At 32.9% G+C, this 17,048-nt stretch carries 15 protein-coding genes; 14 read left to right on the forward strand and 1 reads right to left on the reverse strand.

Annotated features, from left to right (window positions below; translation table 11 throughout):
- Positions 1-71: 71 nt before the first annotated feature.
- Positions 72-773, reverse strand: coding sequence for a hypothetical protein (locus tag OEW74_RS18470; protein ID WP_265429868.1), 702 nt, complete (start codon positions 771-773; stop codon positions 72-74).
- 260 nt (positions 774-1,033) lie between these two features.
- Between OEW74_RS18470 and OEW74_RS18475 the strand changes: the two genes are divergently transcribed.
- The 14 genes from OEW74_RS18475 (at position 1,034) to OEW74_RS18540 (ending at position 16,569) form a co-directional block, all read left to right on the forward strand.
- Positions 1,034-2,122 (forward strand): glycoside hydrolase family protein, encoded by a 1,089-nt coding sequence (locus tag OEW74_RS18475; protein WP_265429869.1) that lies wholly within the window; start codon positions 1,034-1,036, stop codon positions 2,120-2,122.
- 111 nt (positions 2,123-2,233) lie between these two features.
- Complete coding sequence (locus OEW74_RS18480) at positions 2,234-3,304, forward strand: formimidoylglutamase (protein WP_265429870.1); 1,071 nt, start codon at positions 2,234-2,236, stop codon at positions 3,302-3,304.
- Positions 3,305-3,307: 3 nt separating this feature from the next.
- Entirely contained in the window at positions 3,308-4,318 is a 1,011-nt protein-coding gene (locus OEW74_RS18485) for a glycosyltransferase (RefSeq protein WP_265429871.1), read from the forward strand.
- Positions 4,319-4,411: 93 nt separating this feature from the next.
- On the forward strand, positions 4,412-5,542 hold the full coding sequence (locus tag OEW74_RS18490; RefSeq protein ID WP_265429872.1) for a glycosyltransferase family 4 protein: 1,131 nt from the start codon (positions 4,412-4,414) through the stop codon (positions 5,540-5,542).
- Between the two features lie 29 nt (positions 5,543-5,571).
- Positions 5,572-6,423, forward strand: coding sequence for a polysaccharide biosynthesis/export family protein (locus tag OEW74_RS18495; protein WP_265429873.1), 852 nt, complete (start codon positions 5,572-5,574; stop codon positions 6,421-6,423).
- 3 nt (positions 6,424-6,426) lie between these two features.
- Entirely contained in the window at positions 6,427-8,919 is a 2,493-nt protein-coding gene (locus OEW74_RS18500) for an exopolysaccharide transport family protein (protein WP_265429874.1), read from the forward strand.
- 202 nt (positions 8,920-9,121) lie between these two features.
- Positions 9,122-10,015, forward strand: coding sequence for a DUF6089 family protein (locus OEW74_RS18505; RefSeq protein ID WP_265429875.1), 894 nt, complete (start codon positions 9,122-9,124; stop codon positions 10,013-10,015).
- 6 nt (positions 10,016-10,021) lie between these two features.
- Complete coding sequence (uppS, locus tag OEW74_RS18510) at positions 10,022-10,771, forward strand: polyprenyl diphosphate synthase (RefSeq protein ID WP_265429876.1); 750 nt, start codon at positions 10,022-10,024, stop codon at positions 10,769-10,771.
- 28 nt (positions 10,772-10,799) lie between these two features.
- Positions 10,800-13,337 carry an outer membrane protein assembly factor BamA gene (gene bamA, locus OEW74_RS18515; protein WP_265429877.1) on the forward strand — a complete coding sequence of 846 codons (2,538 nt, stop codon included), beginning with the start codon at positions 10,800-10,802 and terminating at the stop codon, positions 13,335-13,337.
- 4 nt (positions 13,338-13,341) lie between these two features.
- Positions 13,342-13,890, forward strand: coding sequence for an OmpH family outer membrane protein (locus OEW74_RS18520; protein ID WP_265429878.1), 549 nt, complete (start codon positions 13,342-13,344; stop codon positions 13,888-13,890).
- A gap of 73 nt (positions 13,891-13,963) precedes the next feature.
- A complete protein-coding gene (locus OEW74_RS18525) occupies positions 13,964-14,467 on the forward strand; it encodes an OmpH family outer membrane protein (protein ID WP_265429879.1) in 504 nt (167 codons plus the stop codon).
- Positions 14,468-14,536: 69 nt separating this feature from the next.
- The gene (locus OEW74_RS18530; protein WP_265429880.1) at positions 14,537-15,022 is read left to right on the forward strand and encodes an acyl-CoA thioesterase; all 486 of its coding nucleotides are present in this window, start codon (positions 14,537-14,539) and stop codon (positions 15,020-15,022) included.
- Between the two features lie 10 nt (positions 15,023-15,032).
- Positions 15,033-15,893, forward strand: a complete 861-nt coding sequence (gene rfbD / locus OEW74_RS18535; protein WP_265429881.1) for a dTDP-4-dehydrorhamnose reductase — start codon at positions 15,033-15,035, stop codon at positions 15,891-15,893.
- A gap of 1 nt (position 15,894) precedes the next feature.
- A complete protein-coding gene (locus tag OEW74_RS18540) occupies positions 15,895-16,569 on the forward strand; it encodes a hypothetical protein (protein ID WP_265429882.1) in 675 nt (224 codons plus the stop codon).
- Positions 16,570-17,048 lie beyond the last annotated feature (479 nt).

The following is a 17,048-nucleotide window of genomic DNA, read 5'->3' on the forward strand; positions in this document are numbered from 1 at the left end:
CTTAAATTTTAACGGTTTTTATTTGCTTTTTGTCATAGAATGCGTAGCGGAAAAAAGAAAAGAGCCGGAAATTAGGAAGTTAACAATATCGTATAATCTTCTATTTCCCAATAATTATCAAGCAATCTTAGTTTAAATACAGCATTTCTATGGAAATAATTTTTTATATGATGGTCAACAAAAACTAATGCTCTTCTTTTAGAAGGATCAAATACAATCTCTGAAAAATAGACAACACCTATCTCACATTCATTTGTATGTTTATCATACTCTGCCAGATCCAGCACTTTTGCGGTACACAAATTAAATTGATTTGCTTTTATAGTACTTCGTGTGCTTAAATTTTTAATAATATCTGTATTACTGGAAAATTCTTTTAAAAGCTCCTTCCTTCTTTTTATGTAATTTATAGGAGCTTCGGGATGACCTGTAATAAAATTTTGACTACCTGTAGCAAAATCTGTATTTTTATTTTTAGTAGAATCTATATACAAATTGCAAAATTTTTCAGGATGATTAAAAATTTCGTTGTGCGCTTTTGTCTTCTCTTCGATATATAAATCATCATCATGAACTCTTAAACTATCAAAATATCTTTTTTCACCTAAATAATCTTCTCTAAAAAAATAAGGTATCAACTGATCTGTTAAATCATTATATAGTTTTACATTAGTATCGGTAGATTGACTTACACATTTTTTCATTTCCTCCTTACAATTCGTAATTAATAAAGAGGATAATAAAATCATAACTATTTTAGTTTTAAAATTCATACTGTTTAGGGATTTTGGGTTAATAACTTCATCTTTTAGGATTTAAAAGCAAGTTATCTTTTGGTTTGTTATAACAATCTTTTATTTAAAATTACAAAATTTCATCAAAGAAACCCCCACGGATTGAAAATCAGCGACGTCGAATTGCTTGTAGAAACAAAAAAATCATCATCAAACCATTTCCATTATAAGAAAACCCGAAAGTGCAGGATGCTCTGCACAATCAATCACATTACCTTGGCAGTAGCAAATTTTATGATATGGAACAGCCGAAAAACTTTTCACGCAAAGAATTTTTACAAATCTCAGGATTGGGAATTAAAGCTGTGTTTTTGGGTTCGTCATTTACTAAAACATTTGATTTTTCAGAAAAACCTTATTTTAAATTAAAGCCAATCGGTCGCTCATTAGAACTCGAAGGCTATTATATTTGGTGTTCTTCCCCAATTTGGGGTGAAGACGGCAAGGTTCACCTCTTTTATTCCCGCTGGAAAAAAGAAAAAGGAATGGGTGGCTGGCTTAATGGTTCTGAAATTTGTCGGGCAGAAGCCAATTCTCCATTCGATAAATTTGAACATAAAGAAGTTATTCTTAGTCCAAGAGGTGAAGGTTTTTGGGATGCAACAACCTGTCATAATCCTCTGATAAAAAAGGTTGATGATCTTTATTATCTATTCTTCATGGGAACTTCCAACGGAAAAACGAATACCAAAAGAATAGGATTGGCTGTTTCAAAAAAACTTGACGGAGAATGGAAAAGACCGGATCAGCCTTTGCTTCTTCCCGGAAAAGAAGGTTCGTGGGATGATCATTGTACCACAAATCCGGCTTTTGTAAAAGGAAATGACGGAAAATACTGGCTGTTTTACAAATCTTGGAACACTAAAGAATACGAAACTCAGAAAGGAACAGTTCGAGGTAACAGAAAATACGGGTTGGCAAAAGCAGATTCTCCAATCGGACCTTACACAAAGGTTTCTGAAAACCCGGTGATTGATTTTTCAAACTTACCCAACAATGCGCAATTGGAAGACGCTTTTATATGGAAAGAAAACGGAAAGTTTCATATGGTTGCCCGTGATATGGGATTTTTCAACCACGAATATGGTTTGCATTTAACCACAAAAAACGGGATTGAATGGACAAAACCCGAAATCGCTTACTTAAATATGCAGTCTTACGTTCAGGAAGCTAATCCCCCAAAACATTTAAAAAGATTTGGAAGACTTGAACGTCCAATGATTTTAATGAGCAAAGACGGGAAAAAACCACAGTTTTTATTTGGTGCAACACAAGGTGGTGCTTTTGAAACTTCTACAACTTTTGTGTTTGAGATTTTGAAAGGTTAAACTTAAACTACTTAGGCTTGAAAATCTTGTCAAAGTTTTGAACTTTGACAAGGTTGATCACAATAATCATTTAATTTTAATATTTTTGAGCTTTAATAAGTATTTGAGAATATGAATTTTGAAGATTTTATCATTTCACCAAGAAATTTCAGAACAGAAAACTGGCAGATTGGCAATAAAATTACAAAGGAAATAAGAGAAGACAGCATTGTACTTTTGTTTGTTTCTGATTACAGAGGAGCAAATGGTGAGGCTGAAGTTCAGGATTTTACGGCGGTAAGGAAAGAGTTTTATAAACTTTCGCAGCTAGATTTTGAAATTCCGATTGTTGATTTGGGAGATTTGGTTTCAGGAAAATCGGTGGAAGATTCTCATTATATTTTACAGGAAGTTTTGTCGGCGTGCCATTACAAAAGAGCGATTACGGTGATTATTGGTGGTTCTAATGATTTTGCGTTTTCATTATTTTCGGGTTTGCATTTTCATCAGAAAAATATTAATTATACTCAAATCAGCAATATTATTTCTCTAAAACAGGGTGAAAGTATTAATGAGCATACTTTTTTAAGTAAAATTTTAGGTTCTAAAAACTTTTCAATTAAAAATTACCATCATTTAGGGTATCAAAAACACTTGAACGAACAAGATTCTGTAAAGCTTATTAAAGAAGTTGAGTTTGATATAATACGTTTGGCGGAAATGATGAATTCTACAGAAAAAACTGAACCTTTTTTCAGAAAAGCAGATTTGGTAACGGTAAATTGTGATGCCATTGAAAGCTTCAGTGATGCATTTTCGATGAATCCACAGGTGAATGGTTTAAACCGAAGAGAAATTTGTGCTTACATGAAAGAAATCGGCTTAAGCGAAAATCTGAAATCTGTAGGGATTTTTAATTATAATATTTATTCTGAAAACCAGCTCAATCATCAGCTTTTGGCGCAAATGCTTTGGTATTTGATTGAAGGAATCAACATTCAGCAATCGCATCCCAAAGAAAGGCATTACGAAATGTTTTATGTTTTGATTGAAGACCGGCAATATGCTTTCAAGCGCGATACTTTCAGTAATCTTTGGTACTTTGGAGATGATGAAAATATTGAAAACTGCATCCCATGCTCGAGAAGGGATTTTGATGAAGCTAAAAAAGGCTGGCTGAGCGCAAGATTTACAAAAATCTAAGCAATGGAAAATCTGATCCCAAAAGTTTCTGTAATTGTTCCTGTTTACAACGTTGAACATTATCTGGCTAAATGTCTCGATTCTTTGGTGAATCAGAGTTTGCAGAATATTGAAATTATCGTTGTAAATGATGGAAGCAGCGATGGATCAGAAAGTATTATTCATGAATATTCAGAAAAGTATCCGAATAAAATAAAAGCTTTTATTAAGGAAAATGGCGGTTTGAGTGATGCCAGAAATTTCGGAATTGAAAAAGCAGCCGGCGATTATTTGGGATTTGTCGACAGTGACGATTATGTTTCTGGAACGATGTTTGCGGAAATGCTTGATCTAGCTGAAAAAAATAATGCTGAAATGGTAATCTGCAATATTCAGAAAGTGAATGAAGATGGAAATGTGATCCAAAAATTGACGCAAATTCCGAATATGCCTGAAAAGATTGTTTTGGAAAACCATTTTTCGGTTTTTTCAGATCTGAGTTATTTTGCGTGTAATAAATTATTTAAAAAGGAACTTTTTGCGCACAAAAGATTTAAAAAAGGGATTCATTTTGAAGATATTCAGCTGATTCCCCAGCTTTTGTTGGAATGCAAAACAATAGCACAGACACAAAGTTTTCATTATCAATATCTGGAAAGGGCAGATTCTATCTCGAAAACCCACAACGAAAGAGGTTTGGATATTCTGAAAGCTGTGGAAGATGTAGAAACGGCTTTTAAAATCTCAAAATATTCTTCAAAAACAAAAGAATTGAAAGGTTTTCAAATTTTAGAAGGAATTTATACCTTTTTGGCTTATCTTGCTTTTGTTAAAAATGAAACCCAATTCTACGAAATGGCTCAAGAGCTTGAGGATTTTATAAAAAAAAGAGATGTTAAAATGAAAGATATATTGTGCTACAGTCGTTTTGGTAAGAATTATCTATTATCTTTACCCACGAAAAAAATAATATTCTATCTTCTTTTTTTTATCGGGCAAAAAAAAGTAATACGAAAACTTATTAAACACAAATGAGATTTCAGTATTTTGAAACAGGTTTTTAGAAGTGTAATCTTTTTGAAATTTATTTTAAAATTTGCTGGAAACTAGTCGCTTAAAAAGCAGTTGATGAAAAATTTTGAACTATTCTTAAATGAAACAGGTATTTCTATTTTTTACATAAAAGTAGGGTTGGGTTTCTTGTCTTCTTTTCTAATTACATTTTTCTCTATTCCCACAATTATTAAAATTTCGAAACGTAAAAATTTGATGGATGAGCCTGGAGTAAGAAGCTCTCATCTCAGAAGAATACCTAATTTGGGAGGCATTGCGATGTTTTATTCCATCGGGATCTGTACTTCAATTTTTGCGTACGAAATTTTCGATTTATATAAATTTCTTTTTGCATCGCTCATCATTCTGCTCTATGTAGGGATTATGGATGATATTGTTGTAATGCGTGCTTACAAAAAGTTGGTTGCACAGATTGTGGTATCGGCTTTTATTGTAATTGGTTCTGATGTGAGAATCAGAAATTTATTTGGAATTTTTGGCGTTTACGAAATTCATTATTTGGTAAGTGTTATTTTTAGCATTATTACTTTTATTATTCTCATCAATGCTTTTAATCTTATTGATGGCATCGACGGTCTTGCAGGTGGTTATTCTCTTATTTGCAGCGCTCTTTTCGGAATTAGCTATTATCGTTTAGGAGAGTATAATTATCCTTTAGTTATTTTGTCGGTTGTTTTAATTGGGTCTGTATTGGCATTTTTATATTATAATTTGTCTAATTTACGGGCGACAAAAATATTTATGGGAGATACAGGTTCTATGCTTTTAGGGTTTTTATTGGCGTTTACATGTATCTGTTTTATAGATATTTTTATAGATAAAAAAATTATGAACGTTCCGATGTATCATTTGAAATCTGCTCCCGTAGTGGCAGTTGCGATTCTTATTTTACCTATTGTTGATACATTGAATGTTATTATAGTAAGACTTTGGAACAAAAAATCGCCTTTTGAGGCAGATAAAAATCATATTCATCATAAACTTCTTAAGCTTGATTTAACACACAGGAGAGCTAGTTTTTATATTATATGTTATTATCTGTTTATTGTTACAATTACCTATTGTTTTAGGCACGCCAATGTGAATCTGTTATTGGTCTTTGTTCTGTTTTTAGGGTTTTTAGGAGCTTATATTCCGGATATTATTTTCCTGTTGCGGAATAATAAACTAAAAACTAATAATTAATTCTATTTTTGCAAACTACATTTATTACGATGAAAATTTATAAGTACTTCCCATTCTTAGTTTTACCTTTTTTGTTGATATCATGTATCACCTCAAAAGATGTAAAATATATGCAACCAAGCGAAAGCCTTGTTATTAATGAAGAGGGTTTGATTCCCTACAATATTCCTGTTTACAGGGTTACCAAAAACGATATGCTAACCTTAAATATTGTAACAACTCCTAAAGGTGATGCAGCTCAATTTTATTCTTCCTTAAATGCTCAAACAGCAGGAAATAACATTTCATTTAGCGGAGGAAATACAACCGGAACCGGAACCGGGACTGGTGGAAATGCAATGATTTATTTTAACGGTTTAAAGGTCGATTCGAAAGGAGATATACTGGTTTTTGGTATTGGATATGTAAAAGCTGAAGGAAGGACGATTGAAGAAATTACTCAGGAGCTTCAACAAAAAGTAAATGAAAATTTTCAGGATGGAAAATCTGAAGTAAGACTCAATACAGACGGTATAACCTATTATGTTTTAGGGGATATTGAAACTACCGGAATTACAGGAGAAAAAAAAGCTCATAAAAATACATTAACGTTAACAGAGGCAATTTCTATTAACGGAGGGTTAAACAGAACCATAGACCGTAAAAACATTGTAGTTTACAGAAAACTGCCGGAAGGAATTAAAAAAGCGAAGATTGATCTTACAAGAGAAGACGTGATGAATTCTCCCTACTTCTATGTACAAAATGGAGACGAGATTTTCCTGACTACTCAAAGAAGAGCTCTTAACGGCTTTGGGAAAGATCCTATACAAACAATTATTAGTGGAGTTTCTGTGCTTACAACGGCATTGTCTATTTATCTACTTATTAAAAATCTTTAATGTATGATTCCAGGAAAAGAAGCTTTAGTAGGTAAAAATGAGCCGCAAAAAGAGAAATTCGGGTCATTTGCTTTGTTTGATATTGAACATTTTTTAAGAAGAATTCTTAGAAATTGGTATTGGTTTGTTTTAATGCTGTCTATTGGGTACGGTGTGTCTTGGTTTTATGGTAAATATTATGCACAAAATATCTATTCATCAGATTTAAAACTAAGTATTTCAAATAATACAGCCAGTTATTTTACGCCAAGCCAGTCGATTAATTTTATATGGGGGCAAAATGGTAACCAGGATGGTATTTATTTGAAAAAAATGCTGTTGTCTAGATCACACAATGAATTTTTAGTAAAAGAACTGGGACTTTTTGTGAATTATAGCACCAAAGGAGTAATTAAATCTACCTATTTAGATAAAAGTGACTCACCAGTATTTTTGGAAGTGGATAGAAAGCACTTGCAGCAAGTAAATTATCCTATTACATTAACGCCTAAAGGAAATGGCTCTTATCAGGTAAGTTTGCCGGAGGAAGGGCAGTCTACTAAACTCTATTCATATGACGCTGAAGGCTTTCAGAACATCGAAAGTTATGGAAGACCTGCCGATAAAACTATTAAGGTTAATGAATGGTATACTACTCCAAACCTTAGATTTAGGCTGGTTCCAAATCCTGTAATTCCTACGATAAAACTCGAAAATATTATTGTAAATCTTTCTACGGTAAATGATGCTGTAAATGGCATTGTTTCTACGGTGGGTGTTGATTTTGATAAAGAAATCAATACCATCATGATTATTTCTAAAACAGGTTTTAATCTGAATAGTACAGTTAATTTCCTCAATAAATCTGTAGCTGAGCTTCAGAAGAAAAGATTTAATGATAAAATAAAAGTTGATCAAAACACAGAAGAGTATTTGAAAGGAAGCTTAGCAGATATTAGAAAAAAATTAGATTCAAGTGCTGCTTATGTCAATTATCTTAAGGTCTCAGAAAAGTTATATGATATTACCAACAGAGACGAAAAATCTTTACAAAAAATAAAAGAACTTGAAGCTAAAAAAGCAGATATACTCAGCAAAATGAATTCTTTGAACAGTATCAGGAATTCTGTAGAGTCTCAAGGTTTCGATAGAATGATCAGTCCTTCTGCGGCTGGTTTTGATGATGGTCTTTTTACGGCATCTGTTTCTGAGCTAAAAGCTCTTTATCTTAAGAAAAGAGAACTGTCGTCAATTTATACACCTAATTCGGAACCGATTAAGGAAATCAATAGATTGATAAGTGAAGCAAAGGCCAACTCTTCAGGATCACTCAGAAATGTTCATACGGTTTATACTACAGAACTTAGTAAAATTGACCAACAGATTGCAGAAACAAGCGAAGATCTTACAGCATACCCTGAAAAACAAAGAAAATATCTTGATGCGGAAAGAGGCTACAATATGATTGAGGCTACCTACAACAGTTTGCTTAGCAGACAGAATGAAAGCCAAATGAGATTGGCAACCAATCAGTCTGATATTACAGTGATTGACCCGGCGAAAAATCTTGGACAAGGCCCAATTGGTCCCAATGTAAAAGGTACAAAAATGACAATTTTAGCTGGTTTTCTTGCATTTCCGTTTGTTTTAATTCTTTTAGGAAGTCTTTTTGACAGTAAAGTTAGAAATATCAAAGAATTGATAAGTGCCACTAAAATTCCATTATTGGGTGTGATTGGTAACAATAATAATCAAAATATGCTTACTGTTCTTAATACTCCCAAATCTTCTGTTGCAGAAGCTTTCAGAGGAGTTAGAGCCAATGTGAGATTTTTATCAGGAGAGGATAGTAGTAGTAAAGTTATTTTGGTGACTTCATCAGTTGGAGGAGAAGGTAAAACGTATGTTTCAATAAATCTTGCATCAGTTTTAGGCTTAAGTGATAAGAAAACTATTTTGTTGGGGATGGATTTGCGAAAGCCAAAAATTTTCGGAGACTTTGATATCGACAATAAACTTGGAATTTCAAACTATCTTACCGGAGAAGCATCAATTGATCAGATTATTAATAAAACCAAAATTCCTAATCTTGATGTGGCTACTTCAGGGCCAATTCCTCCCAATCCATCTGAATTATTGATGAGTGAAAGAAATGTGAAGTTTATAGAAGAGCTTAAAACATTATATGATTTTATTATCATAGATTCGCCACCTGTAGGGCTTGTTGCAGATTCTTACGAATTAATGAAGTATTCTGATGCTAATTTATATGTTGTTCGCCACGAGTATACCGAAAAATACATGCTTAAAATGATTACTGAAAAGTATCATAATAACGAGATTAAGCATTTAGGATTTGTTTATAATGATTATATTACTAAACAAGGTTACGGCTATGGCTATGGTTACGGCTATGGTTACGGCTATGGATATTTTGATGAAGATAAAAACTATACAGAGCCATTATTGATCAAAATTAAAAACAAAGTAAGAGCTTACTTTGATAGAAATAAGTAAAGCCGTTCAGGTAAAATTTACAGTTTGTAAATTTTACCTGAACTATTAAAAAAAGAATAAATTTGTTACTTTGCCGTTTACTTTATAACAAATTATATTTTTTTGTTTATTTTTAACTAAACATTAAGATTATCATTAATATAAAAATGTTTTATATTTGCAAAAATTAATTTTTAAAATAACCATAAATCCATATTCTTTTATGAATAAAAAATTATTGTTTAGCTTCCTTACCCTCTTAGGAACTGTGGTAAGTTTAAAAGCACAAAGAAATGAATTGGGAATTCGCTTAGGGATGAGTAATCTTGTTGGCGACATAGGGAAAACCAATTACATTTTACAGCAACCTTTGGATTTGGATAGAGCCTCAGAATGGGGTGTTCCGTTTTATGGTGGTATTTTATATAGATTTAATTTTAATCCGCATCAGACGGTTAGATTAGACTTAGGTTATAATCAGGTACAGTTTAGCGATAAGGCGGCAAAAGAAGAATACAGAAGAAACAGAAATTCATTCGGAAAGAATAATATTTATGAAGCTAGTTTAGTGTTTGAATATAATTTCTTCCCGGTAAATAATGAGCAAATGAGTATGTTGAGCCCTTATATTTTTGGGGGGATCGGAGGTTTAATGTTTGACGCTCCAAAAGCAACTTTAACTCATGATTTCAGAAGAAATGCAGATGGTGTGGCGCAGGCTCCAATCAATGAAAATGATTTTGTTACTACCACAGAATATTCTATGGGTAAAAAAACAGTTGCACAAATTCCTTTCGGAGTTGGTTTAAAATATAAATTCAATCACGGATGGGCAATTTTTGCTGAAGCTACTTTCAGATATGCTTTAACTGACCAATTAGATCATAGTAAAATTCTTGCAAAAGATGTGATTAGTAATTATAATGCAGATATTTTGAGCCCTACAACGGGAGGTTCTTTACTGCAAACAGGAAATTATTATAATGTTTCTAAAGAAAGAGAAGCAACTTATATAAGAAATAGATCTGTAGGAGACCCAGATTCTAGAGATTGGATGAATACTTTCAGTTTAGGATTGACCTATTCTTTTGGTAGACCACCATGTTATTGTGATTAAGAAATTATGTCGTTGATAAAAGAACAAATAAATTCTGAGAATTTACCGAAGCATGTAGCCATCATTATGGATGGAAACGGAAGATGGGCAAAATCTCGTGGTGAAGAAAGAACTTTTGGCCACAAGAATGCCATTAATGCAGTGAGAAACGCTATTAATGCATGTAATGAGATTCATATACCATATCTTACTCTTTATACATTTTCTTCTGAAAATTGGAATAGACCTGCAGATGAAGTAAACACTTTAATGGGTTTGCTTGCCGAGACGCTTTTATTAGAGGCTGAGGAAATTTTCACGAAGGGATTAAGAATGCATGTCATTGGTAACTTAGATAAATTACCGGTTATGGTAAAAGATCAATTACTTAGTGTCGTTGATCTTACAAAAGAAAACACAAAAGGAAATTTGGTTTTAGCAATAAGCTATGGCTCACAGAGCGAAATACTAAATGCTGTAAAAAATATAAGCTCCGATGTAAAAGATGGAAAGCTGGAAGTGGAGAATATTGATGAAAAATTATTTGAAAACTATCTTTATACAAAAGATTTTCCACCAGTGGATTTACTTATCAGAACAAGTGGTGAAATAAGGATAAGTAATTTTTTGCTTTGGCAGATTGCTTATGCAGAACTTCAGTTTCTCAATGTTCTGTGGCCAGACTTTACAAAAGATATTTTCTTCCAATGTATTGTTGATTATCAAAATAAGGAAAGAAGATATGGTCTTACAGGCGACCAAATTCAAATTCAGTAAATTTTAAGAAAAGAAAGATTACGATAAAATGAAGTTTAGACTATTACCCATCATTATGTTTGCTGCTTCTGCACATTTTTATGGACAGGTAACTCCGCAAGACAGTACAAAGGTTGAGACCGCTGCTGTTCTTGCAGAAAATCAAACAGGAACTTACACGCTGAAGGACATTGTTGTTGATGGGGTAAAAAAATACACACCAGCTCAGATCTTTAGATTTACAGGCTTATCAAAAGGCGAAATTGTAGATATTCCGGGGCAAAAGGTAAGTAATGCTATCAAAAAACTTTGGGATTCTCAATCTTTCTCTGAAGTGGAAGTTTATGTAGAAAGCATCGAGGGACAGACTGTTGTTCTTAGATTTTATCTACAAGACTTAAAAGACCTTGGAGAAGTAAAATTTACAGGAAAAGGAATCGGAAAGTCTAAAAACGAAAAATTAGCAAAAGATAATAATTTAAAGCCAGGAACTAAGATTACCCAAAATCTTGTTTCAAGCCTTAAAACAAATATTCCTAAAGATTACGTTAAAAAAGGTTTCGCAGATGCGAAAATCACAATTCAGGATAAGGTAAACGCAAGCGATCCTAACCTTGTTGACTGGACAATTAATGTAGACAAAGGAAAAAGAATTAAAATCAGCCACATCGAGTTTGAAGGAAACGAAAATGTAACTGATGCAAAACTTAGAAAAAAAGCTTTCAAAGAAACCAAACAAAAAAGATTTGGAATCGGAGGTATTTTAAAGTCTTCAAAATTTGTTGAAGAAAAATACCAGGAAGACAAGCAAAGCTTAATTAATTATTACAATTCATTAGGATACAGAGATGCCGCAATTGTTTCTGATTCTGTGTGGAGGAATAAAAAAAATAACTACGAAATCAATGTTAAACTAAAAGAAGGTAAAAAATATTACATCGGTGATATCACTTTTACCGGGAATACAGTTTATTCAACAGAATATCTTCAAAGAATCTTAGGATATAAGAAAGGAGATATTTATGATGCAGTAGGTTTCAACAAAAAAGTAGGGGAAGACGGAGGAAAAGAAGATGATTCTGATATCAAATCGATATACATGAATAACGGTTATCTTTTCTCAAACGTTACTCCTGTAGAAAAATCGGTTAACGGTGATGCAATTAATCTTGAAATCAGAATTGTTGAAGGTGAGCAGGCAAGTTGGAATAAAGTAACTTGGTCTGGTAACACAACAACTCATGACCATGTGATTTTGAGAGCATTAAGAACCAAACCGGGAGAATTATTTAAGAAAACAGAAATCAAAAGAACATTCTTTGATTTGGCATCAATGTCATTCTTTGATCCTCAACAGATCGGTCAGGATATTCAGCCAAATCAGCAAGATAATACGGTTGATATCGGTTGGAAATTGGTAGAAAAAGGTTCTTCTCAGGTTCAGTTACAGGCTGGTTACGGTGGTAACAGCTTCATCGGAACTCTAGGACTTACTTTCAATAACTTCTCATTGAAGAACTTCTTGAAGTTTAAAGATTTTAGACCTGTACCTCAAGGTGATGGTCAAACTTTATCTATTCAGGCTCAAGCGGGACAATATTTCCAGAATTATGGAGTTTCATTTACAGAACCTTGGTTGTTTGGCACAAAACCAACTGCTCTTTCTGTAAGTTTAAATAATTCAAGAGTTAACTATAGCCAAGTTACTGGACCGGATCAGAGATTAAATATTTTTTCTGCTACTGTTGGTCTGAACAGATGGTTGAAATGGCCGGATGATTATTTTTCGTTATATACAGGAATCCAGTTCCAGAAGTATAACTTTAGCAATTATCCTTTTGAGTTTGGTGATACCACAGAATTATATGGTAATGCAAACAATTTAAGTTTAAATGTTGGGTTAAGCAGAAACTCTGCAGGTATAGATCCTATTTTCCCTACAGTGGGTTCAAATATTGAATTGTCAGGTAAGTTTACTCCACCATATTCATTGTTTAGTAATAAAAATTACTCAACGATGTCACCTACAGAAAAGTATAAGTGGATGGAATTTTATAAGATAAAGTTTAAAGCTGACGTTTACAATGAAGTTATTGGGAAATTAGTTTTAAGATCTTCTGCTGAAATGGGCTTCATGGATGGTTATAATAAGGAATTAGGTGCACCGCCATTTGAAAGATTCTACGTGGGTGGAACCGGACTTTTTGGAGGTAGATTTGATGGTAGAGAATTGATTCCGTTAAGAGGTTATGAAAACGCTTCTACTTATGGTGGACAGGCTGAAGATATCACTCAAAGAGGTGGAGGTACTATTTACAACAGATTTACGTTAGAATTAAGATATCCGATTTCATTAAATCAAACAGCTAAAATTTATGCACTTACATTTGCAGAAGGAGGTAACGTTTGGAATAAGTGGGGAGACTACAATCCGTTCCAGCTTAAAAGATCTGTTGGTGTAGGGGTAAGAGTTTATATGGGAGCATTTGGTTTAATAGGATTTGATTTCGCTTACGGATTTGATAAAACAATCAGTGGTGATGTTTCTGGAGGTAGAACCCACTTCTTAATGAACCAATCTTTATAATAGTATGAAAAATTTTAAAACTCTTTTCACTTTAGCAGTAATTTTGCTTTTCGGATTTAGCAATGCTCAGAAAATAGGAGTCATTGACACCCAATATATTTTGGATAAAATGCCTCAATATAAAGAAGCAGAAGCAAGGCTTAATGCTCAGATTGATACTTGGGAACAAGAAATTAAAAGCGTTCAATCACAATACGAGCAAAAAAAATCGGCTTTTGAGAGTGAAAAAGTTTTATTAATTGGTGATCAGCTTAAGCTTAGAGAAAAAGAAGTTTTAGACTTAGAAAAAAGTATTCAGACGACACTAAGTTTAAGATTTGGTAAAACCGGCGAGATCAATCAGCTTCGTGCTAATTTGGTAGAGCCTTTTCAAGATCAGATTTATACCGCTCTCCGTACTGTAATCGCAAAAAACGGATTAGGTATAGTTTTTGATAAAAATAGAGACAATGTTCTTTCTTATGAACCAAGATATGATTATACAGATAAAGTATTGGCTGTATTACTAAAAGGAACCGAGAAAGAAAAAGAAAAGAAAACAAATAAAAAATAGTAAAAGTTTTACCAGAACTTAACTTTTACTTAAATTTAAAATCTAAAAACAAATTAATTATTTATTACCCGTTATGAAAAAATTAAGTGTATTATTTGGAGCAGTAATGATGTTTGTCTCAGTTGGGATGGCAAAAGCTCAAAAAATTGCTACTCTAGACTTAGTAAGCGTACTTAATGCAATGCCTGAGAAGAAAAAAGCAGATACAGATTTAAAAGCTTTCCTTGATGTGAAAGAAGCTGAGATAAAGAAGAAGACTGATGTTATGCAAACAAAATATGCTTTGTATACTAAAGAAGCTCCTACAAAATCTGAAGCTGAAAACAAAGCTAGACAAGAGGAAATGCAGAAGTTACAGACTGAAGCTCAACAAATGAGCGAAAGAGCACAAAAAGATCTTGCTGAAAAAGAAAAATTAGCTTATGCTCCTATCGAAAAGAAAGTAATGGACGCTGTAAACAAAGTAGCTAAAGCAAACAGCTATGATTATGTAATGGATACAAACTCTACAGGTCTTATCTATAAAGGAGGTCCTGACGCAACTGCAGCTGTTAAAAAAGAATTAGGTCTTCAATAATTTCTGAAATTAACAAAGATTTATAAAAACTACCACTTCATTTCGAAGTGGTTTTTTTATTTTTGCGCTATGGAAAAAGAAGTCTCAACTACCGTAAAAGTAAGATTCAGTGATTGTGATCCGATTGGGCATTTAAATAATGTAAAATACCTGGATTACATGTTCAATGCCAGAGAAGATCATGTAGAAACTTTCTATGGCTTTACTTATGAAGAATATACTAAAAAAACGGGCTGTACCTGGATTGCCATTCAAAATGAAATTGCTTACTTAAAAGAAGTAAAATACAATACTCAGGTTGTTATCAGCAGTAAAACGATTGAAATAGGAGACCGAATTTCTAAAGTAGAAATCCTGATGAAAAGTCTTGATGAAAAAACAATCCATGCGGTGCTTTGGGTGACGGTAATTTATTTTAATATAAAAACAAGACGTTCTGAAATTCATCCGGAAGAAATCATGCAGACTTTTGGAAAGTTTTATGTTGACTTAGAGCAAAAAGACTTTCAGTCGAGAGTAAAGTTTTTAAGATCACAAAATGCAAAAAATTCATAAAATCAATTCAATGAAAAAAATACTTGTAGTAGGAAGTAACGGTCAATTAGGAAACTGTATCAGAAAAATTGCTCCCGATTTTGAAAAAAATTATGAATTTATTTTTACAGATTCTCAATCTTTAGATATCATAGACGAAGATCAGATTAATGATTTTTTTTATGATCAAAAACCAGATTTTTGCATCAATGCTTCAGCATATACCGCGGTAGATCTTGCCGAAAAAGAAAAGGAAAAAGCTTTCGCTGTCAACGCAGATGGAGTAGGGAATCTTGCAAAAGCGTGCGCCGATTATAAAACGGTTTTCATTCACGTTTCGACCGATTATGTATTTGATGGCGAAACCAATTTAGATTATTCGGAAGATGATTTTACAAGACCTATCGGAGTTTATGGTGAATCTAAATTGAAAGGAGAGGAGCTGGCTTTAGAAAATAATCCTAAAACCATTATTTTAAGAACTTCTTGGCTGTATTCAGAATTCAATAAAAATTTTGTGAAAACAATGCTTAACTTATTCTCGCAAAAAGATGAGTTGGGAATTGTTGCCGATCAGTTTGGGCAACCAACCAATGCTAATGATTTGGCGGAAGCAATTATGAGTATTATAGAAAATCCAAATAAAACTTTTGGTGTTTTCCATTTTTCAAATTATCCGGAAACAACGTGGTTTGAATTTGCAAAAAAAATTGCTGAATTCTCCAAATCATCAGTAAAGCTGAATGCATTAACGACAGAGCAGTACCCAACTCCGGCAAGAAGACCCAAAAGAAGTACAATGTGCCTCGACAAAATTGAACAGATTTACAAGATTGAGCCAAAACATTGGGAAAACAGTTTAGAAGATTGTGTAAATATACTTTCAAATTAAAATGAAAAATATAATCGCTTTTATTTTTGCTTTTACCTTTGCATTATTTAGTGCTCAAGATGTTTATTTGTCTAAAGTCGCAAAGGTCAATGATAATACAGATAAAATTTTTATTAAAATTAGTAAAGAGACACCTGCAGAATACCTTGGTCAGATTGATGTTCAAGGATTTTCTTCTGATGACGAAAAAGTTTTCTCTAAAATTTATAAAAAGGCAAAAGAGATTGGTGCGAATGCTTTTGCTTACCAGCCTTTTGAAACAGTTGATGAGATTGAACAACCTTTTAATCCTGCGAACTATAGAATTAAACTTTTTTATATCACAAAAGAAGGGCTTTCTAGGAATTCACAGCAACTTTACCTGTTCTCTTCCGCAGAAAAATCTCAGACAATTAGTGTAAATAAAAAAAATTATGTCCTTGAACCAAGATCTTACCTCTCACTGACAACTGTTCGTGGAGATGTTTATACAATTTCGACGAAAAAGTTCCTCGGATCGGCAATTAAGATCTCAAATACAGATGGTGTTCCTCAATATTTTCAAGTTTCTGCACTTAAAGTCAGTTCAAACAAATCTGGTGATGCCGGAATAAATTTGAAATCAGGAGACATAATAGGAATTGATAGATCATACGGAGATTTTCTTAGAATGATCTACACAGAAAGCAAGCAATAAAATTTCTCATATACCATTTACCTCTGAAACTTTCGGAGGTATTTTTTTATCATATATATAATGTAAGTATATCTTCAACTCTCCAACTTTCAAACTCTCCCATTCTCTTACCCTCCAATTTTTTTCAGGAGCTTAATCCGTCTTTCACTCCTCGCTTTTTTGAGCCTTGCCTTTTCCTTTTAGCAAAAAGAGCTCAAACAAGCTGTTCAATCCGGGCTATTTTAGTAATTGTTCCATTTGGTAGATAACACCTAATGTCGTTAAATGCAAAAATATCTCAAAGCCATATCGTGGTGCGGTTAATAGAACATTATAAAATCACCAGATTAAGCTCCAAAGGAGCGACCTGTAAAACGGTAGTGGATTATAAAAAATGTATTTACAAAATGTTCAGTTGTGGTCATTAAAGGATTTTTTCAAAAAACTTCTTATTGTTTAATCATTAGAAGAGCAACCCCTAAAGCATAAAATCCTCCAAA

It is taken from the genome of Chryseobacterium sp. YIM B08800 (assembly GCF_026163565.1).
In the GTDB taxonomy this organism is placed as follows: Bacteria; Bacteroidota; Bacteroidia; order Flavobacteriales; family Weeksellaceae; genus Chryseobacterium.

What these genes read in the sequence shown, in the direction of transcription:
- OEW74_RS18470 (WP_265429868.1), bottom strand. Translation starts at nt 773, where the DNA reads ATGAATTTTAAAACTAAAATAGTTATGATTTTATTATCCTCTTTATTA.
- OEW74_RS18475 (WP_265429869.1), top strand. Translation starts at nt 1,034, where the DNA reads ATGGAACAGCCGAAAAACTTTTCACGCAAAGAATTTTTACAAATCTCA.
- OEW74_RS18480 (WP_265429870.1), top strand. Translation starts at nt 2,234, where the DNA reads ATGAATTTTGAAGATTTTATCATTTCACCAAGAAATTTCAGAACAGAA.
- OEW74_RS18485 (WP_265429871.1), top strand. Translation starts at nt 3,308, where the DNA reads ATGGAAAATCTGATCCCAAAAGTTTCTGTAATTGTTCCTGTTTACAAC.
- OEW74_RS18490 (WP_265429872.1), top strand. Translation starts at nt 4,412, where the DNA reads ATGAAAAATTTTGAACTATTCTTAAATGAAACAGGTATTTCTATTTTT.
- OEW74_RS18495 (WP_265429873.1), top strand. Translation starts at nt 5,572, where the DNA reads ATGAAAATTTATAAGTACTTCCCATTCTTAGTTTTACCTTTTTTGTTG.
- OEW74_RS18500 (WP_265429874.1), top strand. Translation starts at nt 6,427, where the DNA reads ATGATTCCAGGAAAAGAAGCTTTAGTAGGTAAAAATGAGCCGCAAAAA.
- OEW74_RS18505 (WP_265429875.1), top strand. Translation starts at nt 9,122, where the DNA reads ATGAATAAAAAATTATTGTTTAGCTTCCTTACCCTCTTAGGAACTGTG.
- uppS (WP_265429876.1), top strand. Translation starts at nt 10,022, where the DNA reads ATGTCGTTGATAAAAGAACAAATAAATTCTGAGAATTTACCGAAGCAT.
- bamA (WP_265429877.1), top strand. Translation starts at nt 10,800, where the DNA reads ATGAAGTTTAGACTATTACCCATCATTATGTTTGCTGCTTCTGCACAT.
- OEW74_RS18520 (WP_265429878.1), top strand. Translation starts at nt 13,342, where the DNA reads ATGAAAAATTTTAAAACTCTTTTCACTTTAGCAGTAATTTTGCTTTTC.
- OEW74_RS18525 (WP_265429879.1), top strand. Translation starts at nt 13,964, where the DNA reads ATGAAAAAATTAAGTGTATTATTTGGAGCAGTAATGATGTTTGTCTCA.
- OEW74_RS18530 (WP_265429880.1), top strand. Translation starts at nt 14,537, where the DNA reads ATGGAAAAAGAAGTCTCAACTACCGTAAAAGTAAGATTCAGTGATTGT.
- rfbD (WP_265429881.1), top strand. Translation starts at nt 15,033, where the DNA reads ATGAAAAAAATACTTGTAGTAGGAAGTAACGGTCAATTAGGAAACTGT.
- OEW74_RS18540 (WP_265429882.1), top strand. Translation starts at nt 15,895, where the DNA reads ATGAAAAATATAATCGCTTTTATTTTTGCTTTTACCTTTGCATTATTT.